The sequence below is a fragment of the Dechloromonas aromatica RCB genome (assembly GCF_000012425.1).
In genome coordinates this window covers 2678857-2696121 of record NC_007298.1, presented here as the reverse complement: position 1 = coordinate 2696121, position 17265 = coordinate 2678857, and the positions used below count along the sequence as shown (strand labels likewise).

15 protein-coding genes are annotated in these 17265 nt (G+C 57.5%); 8 read left to right on the top strand and 7 right to left on the bottom strand.

Going from position 1 to position 17265, the window contains the following annotated elements:
- Positions 1-2: 2 nt before the first annotated feature.
- Entirely contained in the window at positions 3-1013 is a 1011-nt protein-coding gene (locus tag DARO_RS12805; RefSeq protein WP_011288229.1) for a YeiH family protein, read from the bottom strand.
- A gap of 94 nt (positions 1014-1107) precedes the next feature.
- Here DARO_RS12805 and DARO_RS12800 point away from each other — a divergent pair, with 94 nt between their 5' ends.
- Positions 1108-1986 carry a LysR substrate-binding domain-containing protein gene (locus DARO_RS12800; RefSeq protein ID WP_011288228.1) on the top strand — a complete coding sequence of 293 codons (879 nt, stop codon included), beginning with the start codon at positions 1108-1110 and terminating at the stop codon, positions 1984-1986.
- A gap of 48 nt (positions 1987-2034) precedes the next feature.
- On the opposite strand, the gene DARO_RS22865 is transcribed toward DARO_RS12800, so the two are convergent.
- The gene (locus DARO_RS22865) at positions 2035-2211 is read right to left on the bottom strand and encodes a hypothetical protein (protein ID WP_011288227.1); all 177 of its coding nucleotides are present in this window, start codon (positions 2209-2211) and stop codon (positions 2035-2037) included.
- Positions 2212-2490: 279 nt separating this feature from the next.
- Here DARO_RS22865 and DARO_RS12795 point away from each other — a divergent pair, with 279 nt between their 5' ends.
- Positions 2491-3015, top strand: coding sequence for a DsrE family protein (locus DARO_RS12795; RefSeq protein WP_011288226.1), 525 nt, complete (start codon positions 2491-2493; stop codon positions 3013-3015).
- Between the two features lie 549 nt (positions 3016-3564).
- Here the strand turns inward: DARO_RS12795 and DARO_RS12790 are convergent.
- The 3 genes from DARO_RS12790 to DARO_RS12780 all read right to left on the bottom strand — a co-directional run bounded on the left by DARO_RS12790 (position 3565) and on the right by DARO_RS12780 (position 8190).
- On the bottom strand, positions 3565-5661 hold the full coding sequence (locus tag DARO_RS12790; RefSeq protein ID WP_011288225.1) for a c-type cytochrome: 2097 nt from the start codon (positions 5659-5661) through the stop codon (positions 3565-3567).
- 94 nt (positions 5662-5755) lie between these two features.
- A complete protein-coding gene (locus tag DARO_RS12785; RefSeq protein WP_011288224.1) occupies positions 5756-6391 on the bottom strand; it encodes a response regulator in 636 nt (211 codons plus the stop codon).
- A complete protein-coding gene (locus DARO_RS12780; RefSeq protein WP_011288223.1) occupies positions 6388-8190 on the bottom strand; it encodes a sensor histidine kinase in 1803 nt (600 codons plus the stop codon). Before DARO_RS12780 ends, DARO_RS12785 begins: the two co-directional genes overlap by 4 nt.
- A gap of 338 nt (positions 8191-8528) precedes the next feature.
- Between DARO_RS12780 and DARO_RS22860 the strand changes: the two genes are divergently transcribed.
- Complete coding sequence (locus DARO_RS22860) at positions 8529-8681, top strand: hypothetical protein (protein WP_157037208.1); 153 nt, start codon at positions 8529-8531, stop codon at positions 8679-8681.
- Positions 8682-8879: 198 nt separating this feature from the next.
- Here the strand turns inward: DARO_RS22860 and DARO_RS22340 are convergent, their stop codons facing one another.
- Positions 8880-9284, bottom strand: a complete 405-nt coding sequence (locus tag DARO_RS22340; protein ID WP_011288222.1) for a transposase — start codon at positions 9282-9284, stop codon at positions 8880-8882.
- Positions 9285-9675: 391 nt separating this feature from the next.
- On the opposite strand from DARO_RS22340, the gene DARO_RS12775 reads away from it, so the two are divergent.
- From DARO_RS12775 to DARO_RS12755, 5 genes are all read left to right on the top strand, one after another.
- Positions 9676-10671, top strand: coding sequence for a PstS family phosphate ABC transporter substrate-binding protein (locus DARO_RS12775; protein WP_011288221.1), 996 nt, complete (start codon positions 9676-9678; stop codon positions 10669-10671).
- Between the two features lie 588 nt (positions 10672-11259).
- On the top strand, positions 11260-11490 hold the full coding sequence (locus DARO_RS12770; protein WP_011288219.1) for a ParD-like family protein: 231 nt from the start codon (positions 11260-11262) through the stop codon (positions 11488-11490).
- Positions 11487-12311 carry a type I methionyl aminopeptidase gene (gene map / locus DARO_RS12765; protein WP_011288218.1) on the top strand — a complete coding sequence of 275 codons (825 nt, stop codon included), beginning with the start codon at positions 11487-11489 and terminating at the stop codon, positions 12309-12311. The genes DARO_RS12770 and map overlap by 4 nt, the downstream gene beginning before the upstream one ends.
- A gap of 1067 nt (positions 12312-13378) precedes the next feature.
- Positions 13379-13741, top strand: a complete 363-nt coding sequence (locus DARO_RS12760) for a hypothetical protein (protein WP_041224381.1) — start codon at positions 13379-13381, stop codon at positions 13739-13741.
- Positions 13742-13785: 44 nt separating this feature from the next.
- Entirely contained in the window at positions 13786-14103 is a 318-nt protein-coding gene (locus DARO_RS12755) for a hypothetical protein (RefSeq protein WP_157037207.1), read from the top strand.
- 20 nt (positions 14104-14123) lie between these two features.
- On the opposite strand, the gene DARO_RS12750 is transcribed toward DARO_RS12755, so the two are convergent.
- Positions 14124-17258, bottom strand: coding sequence for an efflux RND transporter permease subunit (locus tag DARO_RS12750; RefSeq protein WP_011288214.1), 3135 nt, complete (start codon positions 17256-17258; stop codon positions 14124-14126).
- Positions 17259-17265: the final 7 nt, after the last annotated feature.

The window sequence follows — 17265 nt, the reverse complement described above, 5'->3', positions numbered from 1 at the left end:
CACTACCCGGCCAGCCAAAAATTGACCCCGCCGCCAACGATGACCAGGTAAGCAAAGAGGATGGCGCCAAGGAGCAGAGGCTTCAGGCCGGCCTGGCGGATCAGGGTGAGGGTGGTTTCCATGCCGAAGGCGGCCATGGCGAAGCTCAGGCAAATGACGCCGGTCTGACGCAGGATGTGCAGCAGATTGTCGGGCAAGGCGAACAGCGAGTTGAGGGCGGCGAAGAGTACGAAGATCAGCGCAAACCAGGGCACGGCAATGTTTCTCTGCTGAGCCGCTGGCTCCCCGCGGGCAAGCCATAGGCTCAGGCCCAGCAGGAAAGGTACCAGCATCAGTACCCGGATCATCTTGATGATCACCGCGTTGTGCGCCGCGGCACCACCGATGGCGTTGCCGATGGCAACGACCTGGGCGACCTCATGCACCGTCGAACCGATGAAAATGCCGAACAGCGGTCGGCTGCCGCCCAGCCAGGCAAACAGCAGGGGGTAGAGGAACATCGCCGCTGTGCCGAAGAGCACCACGGTGGCGACGGCGGCCGCTGCCTTCCTGACGCTGTCGTTTTCTTCTAGGCGCAGCACGGAAACCGTGGCGACGATCGCGGCGGCGCCGCAAATGGCGCTGCCGGCGGCGATTAGCAGAGCCGAGGCAGGCTCCATTCGGAGCCAGCGGGTACCGACGAAATAGCCAACGGCCAGGGTTGAACACAGCATCAGCATATCGATCAGCAAGCCGGAACGGCCGGCTTCGGCAATTTGCTGCAGATTTAGATTGAAGCCGTAGAGGGCGACGCCGCCGCGCAGCAGAACTTTCTGTGCAAAGCGTAGGCCGGGCTGCCAGCTGCCGTGGGCCAATGTCGGCCTCAGATTGCCGAGCAGGGCGCCGAGGAGGATCGCCAGGGTCAGCGGCGAGGCGCCGAGCACACTAAGTTCTGGTCTCCGGGCCGCGAGGCCGGACAGAACAACCAGCAGGGCGATCAGGCCGAGGCCGGGGAAAAGTTTGCTTGAGAACATGGCGAGCGCTTCCGGGAGGTGGTGCTGGAATGTTAGTGCTTGCTAATTCAATAAGTAAAACGTATATTTTTTATACTTATAATCGGAATTTCTTATGAAAATTAGCCTGCGTCAGCTTGAGGTTTTTGCCGCTGTCGCCAGCCATGCTCAGGTGACACGGGCGGCACAGGCGGTTGCCATGAGCCAAGCGGCGGCCAGCATGGCGCTGGCCGATCTGGAGGGGCAACTAGGCACGCCGCTGTTCAATCGACAGGGGCGACAGTGGCAACTGACCGACAGCGGTCGGGAAATCCTGCCGCTGGCCCGCGAAGTGCTCGATCGGGTGGGCGATATCGAAGCCGTCGCTCAGACCCGCGGGGCGGCTTTCGACATTCATCTCGGAGCCAGTGTGACCATCGGCAATCATCTGCTGCCCGAACTGATCGTCGACTTGAACCGCCGCTATCCAGCCAGTCATATTCAAGTGTCGCGCCACAATACCGAACAGGTCGTGGCGCGCTTGCTGACTTTTCAGATCGATCTCGGTTTCATCGAGGGGCCGGTCAATGATCCACATATCGCCTGTTTTCCGTGGCGCCGGGATGAGTTGCAGGTGTTCGCGGCACCGGATCACCCTTTGGTCGATCGGCAAGTAAGCGTGGAAGACTTGCGTTCAGTCGGTTGGGTCTGTCGGGAGTCCGGGTCCGGTACGCGCGAGCATTTCGACCGGGCCATGGCAGAGTCCAGTATTGCGCCACGTATCGTGCTCGAACTCGAACAGCCGGAAGCCGTGCGCCAGTGCGTGCGCTTGGGCCTCGGGCTGGGCTGCCTTTCGTTGCTCGAATTGCGCGATTCATTTCAGGCTGGTTGGCTGGTGCCGTTGGCGACGCCATTTCTTAACCTGTCGCGGCAGTTGCGAATTGCGCTGCATGCCCAGAAGCATCGAACCCGCGGCATCCAGGCCGTGCTTGATCTCTGCCAGAGCGAGACGTGAATGGCTGGCCGATTTTTGGCAAGAATGTGCCGCCCATCGAGTGCAAGCTCAGATATAAAGGCCCGTCCGGTCGGGCGACATGACGGTGTTGAGAAAGTCGATGAGCATGACCATATGCCGCTTGATGTCTTCGCACTGATCTTGGCTGCCCGGCATCAATAGCAGTTTGAGCAGCTCGCCGGGGCGCTTGGGGTAGATTTCATCCGCCGCGCTGACCGGCACCATGACGTCGGCCGTACCGTGCGGGGCGAACGTCGGCTTACTGGCGACGATGCCTATTCTCCATACCGGCCAAGAACGGTCTTGTATCGCTTTCTCTGAGCGGTCATTTAAATGACCGCTCTACTTTAAAACCTGCCTGCAGATATGCCGAACGGTACGGCAGCTTTCTGTCAGCGGATTTCCGCTTGTCATCCGGCTGCGAACTGCACCTATACTTGAGCGCGTTGCTCTAGACTCAGGAGGCGACAAGATTGAACCAACGAGAGATTAAAGGAGAGAACGATGTTAAGAAAATTGCTGGCTAGTCTTCTACTTTGTGCAACGGTCGCATGGGCCGGCCCTGATGCCCCGTCAAAGTTTGATGATTCCCCGCTGGGTGCGCAAAAAACGGTTTATCAATTCAATTTTGAAAAACCCGAAGATTTGTATCAGGCATTGGGTTACGTTAATAACCAATTGAACGGCTTGAAGGAATTTGGCGATATCAAGCACTCGCATATCGTTGTAGTGGCCCATGGCAATGAGTTGCACATGTTGTCACGCCTAAATCGAGCCGCCTATCCCGACATCTATGACCGCCTCAAGGCGCTGACCGACCAAGGGGTAACGCTGCGCGTCTGCCGTAATGCGGCCAATTTCCGGGGCTACAAGCCGGGGGATTTCTATGATCTGGTGACTGTCGTTCCGGCGGCCATGACTGATCTCGCGAAGTGGCAAAAGAAGGGCTACTCGTATATCTCTGGTTCCGTGATTAGTCGTAGCAAGCGAAGTGAGTTTCTTGAGAAACACCCAGAAATTATTGATTGATTAAACCCGCGGAGTTGCTGTTTGGTGATCGTAAAGCTGTCAGTTGTCATGCATTGAACATCAACCTGTGTAGGGTATGCCTAGTGATCCTGATACGTCGAAGGCTCGTATAGCCAAGAGTGAGCGGAATCAGTAATCTTTGTTGCTCAATTTTTCGAACTTTTGCCAGTTAAAGTTCCCACAAGGCAGCCATTTTCGAGGCTGCTTTGTGGCTGAGAATTGCCGTTGAGGCTCTGAGGCTCTGAGGCTCTGCGGCTTTGCCGATCGCTTTGGACCCGGAGTAGGCGCATTCGCCAGATTGGAACGCTGCCGTTCGCGACCGCTCAAGGCTGAACGAGCAGGTAAGTGGCGGATTGCTGCCCGATTGAGCGCCTCTGGCCAACGGCCGTTATGGCCGAAGTGTCGGTTAGCTGAACTTGCGCAACAGCACAGTAATATCTGAAATCAGCTGGATGCGTTCGGATGACGTTTCCCATTGCCTGCCTACAACCCAAAAAAAATGCCCCGTCTCCGGGGCATTCGCAGTGTGCTAAAAGGGAACTTGATCGTTCAGTAGCGGGCGTCGGCCGGCTTTGGATCCTTGGGCCAGTCATTGACCTTTTCCGGGAAGTCCGGACGCGGCTGGTGGCTGAAGTATTCGGCCACATCGAGTGCTTCCTGGTCGGAGAGCCCGCCCTGACCGAGCGGGAACTTGTCGTGGAAGCCGATCGGCATGTTGCGCTTGACGAAGGCGGCAGCCGTGTAGGTGCGGGCCATGCCGGCGCCGATATTGAAGGACTCGTCGCCCCAGAGTGGCGGGTAAACCATCGTGCCAACCGTGTTCTTCAGGCCTTCGCCGTTTTCGCCGTGACAGATCGCACATTGCTCCGCATAGACCTTCTTGCCGTTGTCACCGTCCGGCTTGAGCGAGCGGTCGATCTTGCCGACGCCGCGTCCGGGCACCTTGTCCTCCGGCTTGGTTTCACGCTTCATCCACTCGAAGTAGGCGACCATGGCCTTCATGTCGGGCGACTCCTTGGGCAGGGGCTTGCCGTTCATCGAGCGCTTGAAGCAGCCGTTGATACGGTCTTCCAGCGTGATCGTCCGGCCGGCACGTGGTGCGTAGCTCGGGAAGAAGGCCGAGACGCCGACATAAGGCGAGCCATCGGCCACGGTACCGGCATTGAGGTGGCAACTGGTGCAGTTCAGCTGATCGCCGACATGTCCGGGCAAGATATCCTTCGTTTCCAGGTTGAGGCGCATGCCGCGGACCAGTTGCTCTGCATTGGCAGCCTTCAGCATGTCCGCAAGGCGCGGCGTGTCGAACTTGCTCGAATCGGTCGTCTTGGGATCGAGTTTGGCGCGCATATTGGCTACCGTCGCGACATCCACGCTGGGTGCGCCATCACCCCAGCTGTTGCGGACGAAGCTAAGAATCTCGGCCAGTTCTTGGTCGCTTAGGCGGGCAAAGGCCGGCATGACGAAAACGCGAGGGTGGGTTGCGGTTGCCGCGGTTTGGCCGCCGGTCAGTATGATGTGGGACAGGGTAGAGGCATCCTTCGACATCACGGCCGGGTTGCCGGCCAGGGGTGGAAATATCTTGGCCACACCGCCGCCATCGGCCCGGTGACAGTCACCACAGAACTGGATGTAGCCCAGGCCGCCGCGTGTGGTGAACAGCTTTTCCGGAACATGGGCGGCAACCACCGGTTTTGGCGCGCCGGCCGGCATCGGCTTGTCGTATGGTCCGGGAGGTAGGGACTTGAGGTAGTTGGCGACTGCGGTCAGGTCAGCTTCCTTGAAGTGCTGGGTGCTGTGCGTGATGACTTCGGTCATGCTGCCCGAGGCAGTGGCAAAGCGATTCTGTCCGGTCTTCAGGAAGGTGGCTGTGTCCTCGACGGTCCACAGGTTGCGCAGACTGAGCGCGCGCCAGGCTTCGACGGTTTCGCCGGCCAGGAAGTAGCTGCCATTCGATCCGGCATCGCTCATCGCCTTCTCCTGAAAGAGCAGGCCGCGCGGCGTATGGCAGGCACCGCAGTGACCTAGCCCCTGAACCAGATAGGCGCCGCGGTTCCAGGTCTCATCCTTGGCCGTATCCGACTTGAACGGCGTGTCATCCAGGAAGAACCAGTTCCAGATGGCAAGGCCCCAGCGCATGCTGAATGGCCAGTGCATTTCGTCTGGCTTGTTGGTCTGCTTGACGGCGGGCAGACCCTTCATCAGGTAAGCATAAAGCGCCTGCATGTCTTCGCCCGTCAGCTTGGCGTAGGACGGGTAAGGCATGGCCGGGTAAAGGTTGTGGCCGTCGGCGGCAATGCCCTTGCGCATTGCGCGGTCGAACTGTTCGAAGCTGTATTTGCCGATGCCGGTATCGCTGTCTGGCGTGATGTTGGTCGAATACAACTTGCCGAACGGCGTCTCCAGCGCACGGCCGCCAGCCATCTCGGCGCCCTTGTCCGTTGTGTGGCAGGCCACGCAGTCGCCCAGGCGAGCCAGGTAACGGCCGCGTTCGACTTGTGCGTCGTCGGCGACAGCCTGGCTCGTGATACCGAGCAGGGCGCTAACGATAAGCAGCAAGCCGCCAATCCTTTGCTGGATGCTCTGGTACTGGCGGATGACTGGAGGTGTCTGGCTGGCGCCGCCGACCGAATACGCTTTCTTCGACATACTTTTCTCCCTCTTCTAGATGTGAGGTCAAGTGTAGGTAGAGAAGCCGGGACCGCCTATCCGGTCATTGGGTTAACGCAATAGCCGAAATCGATTAGTCGAGGCCGTTCGGGTCAGCGCGCAGGATCAGGCGGGCCAGTTCGGCGGCACTACCGGTAGATGTTTTTTCCATGACGTGTTGGCGATGGACGTGCACCGTATTGTCGCTGATGCCCAGTTGACGTGCCACTTCCTTGTTGGCCAGGCCGAGGGCGAGCAGGCGGGCGACTTCGCGCTCGCGAACCGAGAGTCGGTCGAGAACTTCGCGTGCTTCCTGGTGACGGCGGTTGGCGGCGTGGCGTTCGAGACTGAGTTGTACCGCCCGCTCCACGGTATCGAGAAAGATCTGGTCCTTGAAGGGCTTTTGCAGGAAGTCGACAGCACCGTTTTTCATCGCCTGTACCGCTAGTTCAACTTCGCCGTGGCCGGTCATGAAAACAATTGGAAAGGGCGAATCAGCGGCACGCAGGCGACGTTGCAATTCAAGGCCGCTAATGCGTGGCATGCGAATGTCGAGCACCAGGCATCCGCCGCCGGCCTGCATCTCCGGTGCCGCCAGCAGGAAGGCTTCGGCGGAATCGTGCCCGACGGCTTGCCAACCGACGGATTCGAGCAAAAAGAGCAGCGAGCGGCGGAAGGGGGCTTCGTCGTCGACGACATGGATGACGGGTAACAGGTCGGGCAAGGTCATGGCGTATTCACGGTATCGGTATCGGTGCTGTGGGCGAGGGGCAGACTGAAGCGGAAAACGAGGCCGGGGTTGGCGTTGCGGGCAATCAGTTCGCCGCCGTGAGCTTCGACGATAGTCTTGCAGATCGGCAGGCCGAGGCCCAAACCGTCGGGTTTGGTGGTGAAGAACGCTTCGAGGAAATGGGCCTGCAATTCCGGCGTCAGGCCGGGACCGTGGTCGCGCACTTCGACAGCGCAGCGGTCATCTTCCCGTTCCAGGCTAACTTCGATCGGATGCTCGTCATCCATCGATTGCTGCGCATCCCAGGCATTCTTGAACAAATTGAGCAGTACCTGCTGGATTTGCAGCGGATCGACCAGCACCTGACGTTCGGCCAAGGAAAGATTGTGCCGAAGTTCGATAGGCCGGGCTTTTGACAACATTCCGCCAATGAAGCTGCCGGCTTCGTGCACCAAGTCGGCAATGTCGCAAATTTCCTGTCGGCGGCTGCGTTTTCGAGCGAAGCTGCGGATACTGCCCAGAATGCCGGCGGCACGTTCGGATTCGTTGGCTATTTCTTCGGCCGCCTGACGCAAGGCGGCTTCCGACAGCGTGCCACTATCCTGGCGGCGCAACAGGCTGCGCGCATAGTTGCCGATGGCGGCCAGTGGCTGGTTAAGCTCATGTGCCAGTCGGCCGGACAGTTCCCCGAGGATCGACAGACGGGAAAGGTGATCCATCTGTTGCTGCCCGGCCTGAACACGGGATTCCAGATGGTGGCGCTCGTCAAGGGCTTGGGTCAGTTCCCGTGTACGTCGCTGGACCAGGTGCTCGACATGCAAGGTATAGGCTGCTCCGGCGAGCATGAGCAGAACAAGGCCGAGCACCCACGCCCAATATCGGCGTAGCTGGGCTTCCAAGCTAGTCTCGCGCAGAAAAGCATAGGGCCCGGTCTGCAACTCGCGCAGCAGTTCGTGCACCGGGTGGTAATCAGCTGGGACACTCCACCATTGCTGGTTGGTATCTGGCGGCAGGGAAAGCAGAGCGAGCAGTACTTCCCGCGATAGGGCTGGCGGCGTCCGGCTAGCTGCGGCAAAGGCCCAGCCAGGGTAGAGTTGCGAGGTGACGGCGCAGTTGCCGATTTCCGGGCGTGGCGAGAGCACACGCAGGCGACCAGCGGCTACGCTTCCCTCTTGTTCCATGTGTTCGAGCAGGCAGGCGCGCAGGATGCCGGCATCGGTTTTGCCGTCGACCACGGCATCAATCACTTTGGTCATGGGGAAGTCGGTGAACACGGGTGTAACGCGGCCATTCTCAGGATCAAGTCCGAGCCTACGCAGTTCGGCGCGGATTAGCTGGTAGCCGCCGAAAGCATCGGGTGATACGGCGGCTAGGGTTTTACCGCGTAGATCCTCCAATCGCTGGATGTCCTGGCGCCGGTCGAGTACGACGACGGCTGAACCGACCACATGTTCCGGGTTGCTTGTTTCGTCGGAGACCTGGGTAGCGATTCGCGTGATGCCGCTTTGCGCCTCAAGACTCACGTAATGGCCGGGGTTGGTGACAACAAAGTCGAGTTCACCTTCCTCAAGTGCAGCGGCCATAGCACCTAGGTCGAAATGGCGTAACTCGATACGTTTCCCTCCGAGGCGTTCCTCAAGGTTGCGAACCATCGAAGACCAGTGGATTTCGGCCTCTTCCGAGCCCTGCCAGGCAAGGGTTCCAATGCGTACAACATCCGTAGCAAAGACGGCGCAGCACTGCAAACAGCCGATTAGGCCAATAGTAAAAAGGAGAGCGCAGCGCTTCAAAAGAGTCATGGAAGAGATTTTAAGAATCTCTCCCTAGGAATGCGAGTTTGGCATTGCAAACCACTCATCATTACAACTTCGAATGGCAGGTCTGAGCAGGTTATAAACGGCAACTCATGGCCGGGTCACCTTTAAGGTCATCTAACGTAAGCAACCCCCCGATCCATAAAGGGTTTATATGGTTATCCCCAAAAACTGTGGATAACTGTGTGGAAAAGTCCTGTAGAAGCTCGCTAAGTAGTAGTTCCGTAAGGACTTTGCTTACGTCGCACCAATATTAATCATGTGTTTAACTAATTGATTCTATTGGTGTATCTGGTGGGTAAAATAAATTTGAAATAAATATCATGCTGCGTCGCACAAAGTTGGATGAGAAAAACAATGATGTGAACAAGTCAAGTCTTGACAAGAAAATAGTTGCTCTTTTTGAGGGGGGTAAGGCCATTCTTGAACCCGGTTGCCCCAATCGTCTGCTTTGCGAAGCGGTAGCAGGCATTTAGCGATGTAAGCAAGCTGCCGAAGGATCGCAACTCACTCATGAGGCGGCAACTTTATTCGATTTATCGATGTTCTTCATGGGGGACTAATGCCGATTGTGTTAGGCGCCCGGCGCCGCGATCAGCGTGGCATCAACGACCGTGCCACGCATCATAGACAGACCTTTCTCCGATGCACCATATTGACCTCGGGAAAGATCGCTACGGCCAAGTCATGCTTCTCCGGCAGCGCTGAAAGCGAAGAATGGCGCTCTCGTCCGGCATCACATCCTCGAAGGCATCAAGCCCCGCAAACCGGCGCAGCATCGGCACATCGTACAGCGCTTCTTCCATCGCCGGATTGGAGTAGCCATTCAAGGTATGACCACGGCTCCACCGTATTCCACCTCCGCTAGGAATACTGCCTTGCGGGTTTGCTTCCCCGCCTTCTGCAGGAAATCCATCACGGCGAGGCTCAATTGCTTCATCGATTTCCTCTGATTGGTCGGCACCATGACGGTTGCTTGAGCAGAGTTTCCCTAGCTGCAGAAAGTAAAACAGCCCATCAGAGCCAGAGGAAAGTAAGAGCGCTTTTTCCGTTGGTAAGAGTCTGGGCCAATTGTTCATCACACCGTCCAGTCAAGCATTGGCTTGGGCGCTTGCTTTGCAATTTGGTGTAGGCCAGTCTGCATGGTCAAAAAAATTTCAGATCAAAATAAATTACCGTTATGTTTAACTGTTGCATTATTAAATTGCCATATGTTGCATAATGCAACGAAGCGATTAAATTTATGTTATTTTATTTCAATGAACTGCGCTTAAATATAAAAATAAAATTCAATTGCGTTTCATATTGAAACGCAATGCCGCAATATAAAACATATTGGCGACACTGGTAATTATGCCATGGTGCTTTTTTCGAAAGTCGGCTGAAAGAAAACTGTAACAAACGCTCATTAGCATCCCAGCTACGCCAAACATTATTTTTTGGCTAACCATTAAATCAGCTGGAGTATTTATGATTAAAAAATCGGTTTCAATATTATCTATCCTTGGCGTTGCGATATTTGGTTCCAATATTGCTCATGCGCAAGTTATTAAAATTGACGGCTCCTCCACCGTCTACCCGATTACCGAGGCTGTTGCCGAAGAGTTCCAGAAGGCCAAGAAGAATGTCGTTAAAGTGACGGTCGGTATTTCCGGTACCGGCGGTGGTTTCAAGAAATTCTGCCGCGACGAACTCGATATTTCCGATGCTTCCCGCCCGATCACCAAGAGCGAAATGGAACTGTGTAAGGCCGCTGGCGTGCAGTACATCGAAATGCCGGTCGCCTTCGATGCACTGACGGTGGTTGTTAATCCGAAGAACACTTTCCTCAAGCAAGCGACCATCGAAGAGATGAAGGTTCTGTGGGAGCCAGCCGCTCAAGGCAAGATTACCAAGTGGAATCAGGTCAACCCTGCGTGGCCTGATGCGCCGGTCAAACTGTTCGGCGCCGGCGCCGATTCTGGCACCTTCGAGTACTTTACAGAGGCGATGGTCGGTAAGGCCAAGTCCTCACGCGGGGACTACACCGCTTCCGAGGATGACAATGTGCTGGTTCAGGGCGTGTCGCGTGACGTCAATGCTATTGGCTATTTCGGTTATGCCTACTACGCAGAGAACAGCAGTAAGCTGAGGGCCCTGCCGATCGTAAATCCGAAGACAGGCAAGGCTGTTGAGCCCTCTGCTGCTAACGTTGAAAATGGCACCTACGCTCCGCTTTCTCGCCCGATCTTCATCTACGTCAAGGCCAAGTCGCTCGACAAGCCTGAAGTCAAGGAATTCATTGAGTTCTACATGAAGAACGGCGCCAAGCTGACCAAGGAAGTGAAGTATGTACCGTTGCCGGCTTCGGCCTACACCGGTAACGTCGAGCACATGACCAAGAAAAAGCTTGGCACCGTCTTCGGCGGTCACAACGAAATCGGCATCACGATTGAAGATGTGATGAAGCGCGAAGCCAAGAACTAATTTGTAAAAAATAGATTTAGATAGACCCCGCACGCCCTCAAGTGACGCGGGGTCTTCCCTTCTGGCGAATACGTACTCTGTGCCCAAAACGGCCATCCCAATTTCCCGATAGCTGCCGCTCAGCCAACCCCGAGTTTTCGAACTGGAGTTCTCCGAAGCGGACGTTGCCGACCTTACACTCCCGGCCATGACCGGACGATCAGCCGAGTCCGATTGCGGACATTCAAAGGGCTCTCCACTCTGAAAACTGCCGTACGGCCAATTCGTGCTCGTCGGCCATTGTCACCGTTTAGGCTTTTGTTCCGATCAGGCAGCTATGCACCGCTTTCCTGCCGCCCCGGAGAATCGCGCCGTGAATGCCTTTCCTTACCCATCCTGGCGAACTCCCAAGTACGCCAAGCCATTTCGTACTGTCGAAGCACAGGGAATGACAGGCGGACCGGCGAGGCGCAACGGCATTCGGATCGGCCCGATCTCGAAGCGCTCGCGATGCCGTCAGGGGGCATTGATCCAGCCAAGGAATGTGGGTGTTTTTGACAACCACTGGTAGTATACAAACTGACTACAAAACATATAAAGGTGCCTGCGGTGGGAATCGTTAAAATTTCAGAGCATATGCATGAGAATCTGCGCCTGACCAGCGCGGCCCTGAGTCGCTCGATCAATGCGCAAGCAGAGCACTGGCTCCGCGTCGGCATGCTTTCTGAGCTCAACCCCAACCTTCGGTACGGTGAAATCTGTCGCTTGCTTATCCAGGCCGAGCACCAAGCGCTTGAAGATAGCGACCTGCCCGTTTCATTGTCGAAGAGGGCGGCATGACTGGCGCCAAAGGTACGCCCATCCGCTCGGAGGCGGAGTTAGCCATGGCTCGGCGTGCCGGCAAGTTGGCTGCCGATGTTTTGTCCATGCTCGCGGAGCATGTTAAGCCAGGCGTCACGACCAATGAGCTGGACAAGCTATGCCATGACTATATCGTCAATGTGCAACGAGCAATTCCGGCCAATATCGGCTACCACGGCTATCCCAAGACCATTTGCGCTTCAGTCAATCATGTCGTTTGCCATGGGATTCCTTCTGACCGGAAATTGAAGAATGGCGACATCATCAACATCGACGTCGCCATCATCAAGGATGGCTGGTTTGGCGACACCAGCCGCATGTACTTTGTTGGAGAACCGGGCATTCTGGCGAAACGGCTGGTTCGTACGACCTATGAGGCGATGCGGGCAGGCATCGAGCAAGTGCGCCCGGGAGCGACGCTTGGCGATGTCGGTCATGCGATCCAGACTGTTGCCCATCGCGAAGGGTTCAGTGTTGTTCGCGAGTACGGTGGTCATGGAATAGGAACGGTATATCACGATGACCTTCATGTTCTTCACTTCGGAAAGCCCGGTGCAGGTTTGAAACTTGAGGCAGGCATGGTGTTCACCATCGAACCGATGATCAACGCTGGAAAAGCCGAGATCAAGCACTTGCCAGATGGCTGGACTGTGGTCACCAAGGATCGGTCGCTCTCTGCTCAGTGGGAGCATATGGTGGCGGTCACCAAGAACGGCTTCGAGGTGCTCACACCTTGGCCGGATGGCTACGGGGATTACGCCGCGATCGTGTCGTTTCCCGAAGAACGAAGTGCTGCATAGGTGTAGAAAACGGACTGAGCAAAATGCCAGGCAGTCCGTGCTCGCGGGGGGAGAGCGCTAGGCATGCAGCGATGTGGCGTTGATTGGCCGGTAGCCGCTGACGCATTCAAGTCCTTCGGGAGAACGACCTCCGCCAAGATCGGCTCGCCGTGGGCTCACATTGAATCTCTGCTTCGCTGCCTCGGCCGGGCGCGGCTTAAATCAGTACACGGCTGTAAGCGCGCATGCCCTCACTCGCGGATGGCGCAAAGCGGTCATTGACCGCCCTTATCGATTGAGCGGCAGGTAACTGACGCATAGCCGCCCGGTTTTCGTCAAAGACCCAAGGTCGGCTTTGGCCGAAGAACAGCCTGAGGCTGAAGAGAATAAATTGACTTTGGTTTATGGCATCAAGGAAGCGACGTAATTGTCCTGAGTCCTTTCTCAGTAGAAAGTTTGTTCTTGCACTGCAGTCCCCAGTCGGACATGAGGGCAATTCGCTTGGCGAATTGAATCCCACGTTGATAGGCGCGTTCAACTGCATCAGGCAACTGATGGGCCTGTGCAAGTTCAGCAACCTCTCGCGGATAGTTGGTTGTCTCAGCCGCCCACATGCGAAAAGTGGCGCGAAATCCATGGACGGTGATTACTTCGCCATCAGGCGATGTCCATTTGGGGGCTACGTCTCAGCCATATAACGAGCAGGCAAGCACCCTCCGGGGTGCTTTTTTGTTTCTATCGATCAAGAAAAAAAAAGAAAAAATATTTAATTCTTTGCCGGGTTTTCAGGTCGGGCACGGATTTGCGACGAGAGCTGCTTTGGCTGCCAAGAGGGTGCGAAATGGGGTGTCGTAATTTGGTTACAAGTAAATAGCCATAAAAACAAATGGTTATGTTTTTGCCTGTCTGCGATGTCGCTAAATGGCGACAGTATTGGCGGCTTATTCTCGTCCGGTTGAAGAAAATTCAATAATAAACAGTTGGTTACGTAATGGCATGGCGATTGCTAACTGATCCATGTGAATCTGTACCCGCATGTGGCGTGGTTCGAATGGATTTTGGCGCTACTGTTACCGGCAGGATTAATCATGACCCAAAGTGTTCTACTGGTTTTTGCCATCTCGGTATCCTTGAGTCTCAATCTCGTTGCCGGTGTTTTATTGTTTAGATCGAAGCGGAACGACTCAGCACAGACTGCTGCCCTTGAGGGGCAAAAGTCAGTTTCGGTGCCGAAAAGTTCGCTCTTATTGGATAGCGAAGCCTTGATGGTTGAGGAGACGCCCAGTCCTTTGGTTGAAGCCGAAATCTATTTTGTTTATGGGCGGCGCGATGATGCCGAGGCGGTGCTTGCTTCTGCTCTGCGTCAAGGACAAATCAGCCCGGACGAGGTTATTCGCTTGCGAGACAAAATGGCTGCAAAGCGACGATTCGAGGTTCCCTTCGTAAGTTAAATCGCTCGGAATGAAAGTTCATATCCGTCAAATTGAGGTTATTCATGAAGTATCGTGCCATCAGGGCTGCTTTCGTTTGTCTTGCCCTTTCCTTGTCGCTGCCGTCGTTTGCCGACCATGATCATTACGACCGACACGAGCATCGCGGACATCATCATCGCCATGATTACGACAGCTATCGCGGTGGCTACGCGGATCCCGGATGCCGGGTTGAGGGATGGTATGACCGCGGCGGCTATTACCGCGAGCGCCAGGTTTGCCGGGGTGCCCGGGTTGGCCTGCCATTCCCGCCTGCACCACCTACAGTTTATCTGCAGCCGCCTTCTGTGATTATCCAGCCGCCGGGGGTCTATTTCCGGTAATTGACCGAATGCCCGTTTGTTCAAGCGGCATTGCGTAGCCGTCGTTGCATCAGCAGGGCGTAGATGGATGGGATGACGGCCAGCGTCAGCACCGTTGAGGAAATCATGCCACCGACCATCGGTGCCGCGATCCGGCTCATGACTTCCGAGCCGGTGCCGGTGCCCCACAGGATGGGCAGCAGGCCGGCCATGATCGCGCTGACCGTCATCATCTTCGGGCGCACCCGTTCGACGGCACCTTCCATCACGGCAGCGTAGAGATCCGAGGCCTGCGGACGATGGCCTTCGGCGGCACATTTCGCCTGCACGGTCTGCCAGGCATGGTCGAGGTAGATCAACATGATGACCCCGGTTTCGGCAGCCACGCCGGCCAGCGCGATGAAGCCAATGGCCGCGGCGACCGACAGGTTGTAGCCGAGCCACCACATTAGCCAGATGCCGCCGACCAACGCGAAGGGAACCGAGAGCATGACGATCAGCGTCTCGGTGATGCGTCGGAAATTCAGGTAGAGCAGCAGGAAGATGATCAGCAGCGTGATTGGCACGACGACCTTGAGCTTTTCAGTGGCGCGTTCCATGTACTCGAACTGGCCGCTCCAGGTGGCGTAGGTGCCGGGGGAGAATTTGACCTTCTCATTGACCGCCTGGCGCGCCTCGGCAACGTAGGAGCCGATGTCGCGATCGCGGATGTCGACATAGATGTAAGCCGAGAGCAGGGCGTTTTCGGTGCGGATGGCCGGGGCGCCGGTGCTGATCTTCACTTCGGCCAGCTGGCCGAGCGGAATCATGCTGGCCGCCCCACCCATCTCGGCCGGTACCGGCACCAGCACTTCACGGGCGATGGCCTGCGGGTCGCTGCGCAGGTCGCGCGGGTAGCGGACGGTGACGCCGAAGCGCTCACGGCCTTCAACCGTGGTGGTGACCATTTCGCCGCCCAGCGCCGCTGCCACGACGTCCATGACTTCGCCGACCGACAGCCCGTAGCGGGCCAGCGCGTTGCGGTCGGGCACGATATCGAGGTAGAAGCCACCGGTGATCCGTTCGGCGAAGGCGCTGCTGGTCCCTGGCACGGCCTTGACGACGCTCTCGATTTCCTTGGCCAGGCGTTCCATTTCGATCAAATCCTTGCCGAAGACCTTGATGCCGATCGGGGTGCGGATGCCGGTGGACAGCATGTCGATGCGTGCCTTGATCGGCATCGTCCAGGAATTGGCGACCCCGGGGAATTGGAGCGCCTTGTCGAGTTCGGCGATCAGCTTGTCAGTGGTCATGCCGGGGCGCCATTCGCTTTCCGGCTTCAGATTGATCACCGTCTCGAACATTTCCATCGGCGCCGGATCGGTGGCCGTCTGCGCTCGGCCAGCCTTGCCGAACACCGAGGCGACTTCCGGGAAGCTCTTGATGATCTTGTTCTGGGTCTGCAGCAGTTCAGCCGCCTTGGTCACCGACAGACCGGGCAGGGTGGTCGGCATGTAGAACAGCGTGCCTTCGTTGAGCGTCGGCATGAATTCCGAACCCAGACGGCTGGCCGGGACGAGGGTGATTGCCATGGCAACGAGGGCGGCGGCGATGGTTGCCTTCTTCCACTGCATGACCCAGGCGATGATCGGGCGGTACAGGCGGATCAGCACGCGGTTGACCGGATTCTGCGCTTCCGGCTTGATGTCGCCGCGAATGAACAGCAGCATCAGCACCGGCACCAGCGTCACCGACAGGAAGGCGGCGGCGGCCATGGCGAAGGTCTTGGTCCATGCCAGCGGCGCGAACAGCCGGCCTTCCTGCGCTTCGAGCGTGAAGACGGGCAGGAAGGAGACGGTGATGATCAGCAGGCTGAAGAAGAGGGCGGGGCCAACCTCCTTGCAGGCGGCGATCATCGCATCGCTCCGTGATTCGCCCGGTTGCAGCCGCTCCAGGTGCTTATGGGCGTTTTCGATCATCACGATGGCGGCGTCGATCATCGCGCCGACGGCAATGGCGATGCCGCCCAGGCTCATGATGTTGGCGTTGACGCCAATCGCCCGCATGCCGATGAAGGCGGCCAGGATGCCGACCGGCAGCATGATGATGGCGACCAGCGCCGAGCGCAGGTGCAACAGGAAGACGACGCAGACCAGCGCGACGATCAGGCTTTCCTCGGCCAGCGTGCGCTTCAGCGTGGCGATGGCGCGCTCGATCAGTTCGGAGCGGTCATAGACGGTGGCGATGCTGACGCCTTCCGGTAGCCCGGCGGAGATTTCAGCGACCTTGGCCTTCAGGTTGTGGATGACCTCCAGCGCGTTCTGGCCGTAGCGCGACATGGCGATGCCGGAAACCACTTCGCCTTCACCGTTCAGTTCGGTAATGCCGCGCCGTTCGTCAGCCACCAGCTCGACCCGGCCGATGTCGGCGATGCGGACTGGCGTGCCATTCTGTGCCTTGAGGACCAGTTGCTCAATGTCGCTCTTGCCGCGCAGATAGCCGCGGCCACGCACCATGTACTCGGTTTCGGCCATTTCCAGCGTGCGGCCGCCGACGTCGCGGTTGGAATTGCGGATCACCTCGGCGACGCGCATCAGCGGAATACCGAATGCGCGCAGCTTCACAGGATCGACGGTGACCTGATACTGCTGCACAAAGCCGCCGATACTCGCCACCTCGGCGACGCCGGGCGCCTTGGCCAGCTGGTAGCGCAGGTACCAGTCCTGCAGCGTGCGCAGTTCGGCCAGCGTTTTATCCTTGGCCAGCACGGCGTACTGGTAGACCCAGCCGACCCCGGTGGCATCCGGGCCGAGGGTCGGATTGACGCCCTTCGGCAGCTTGCCGGACACCGAATTCACATACTCCAGCACTCGCGAACGCGCCCAGTAGATGTCGGTGCCATCCTCGAAAATGACGTAGACGAAAGAGGCGCCGAAGAACGAAAAGCCGCGCACGACCTTGGATTTCGGTACCGAGAGCAGGGCGGTGGTCAGCGGGTAGGTAACCTGGTCCTCGACCACCTGCGGCGCCTGCCCGGGAAATTCGGTGTACAGGATGACCTGGGCGTCGGACAAGTCGGGGATGGCGTCGAGCGGCGTCTTCAGCACCGACCAGGTGCCGGCGATGATGATGAACAGCGTGGTAAGTAGCACCAGGAATCGGTTGCGGGCCGACCAGTCGATCAGGGCGTTGAGCATGGTGGGC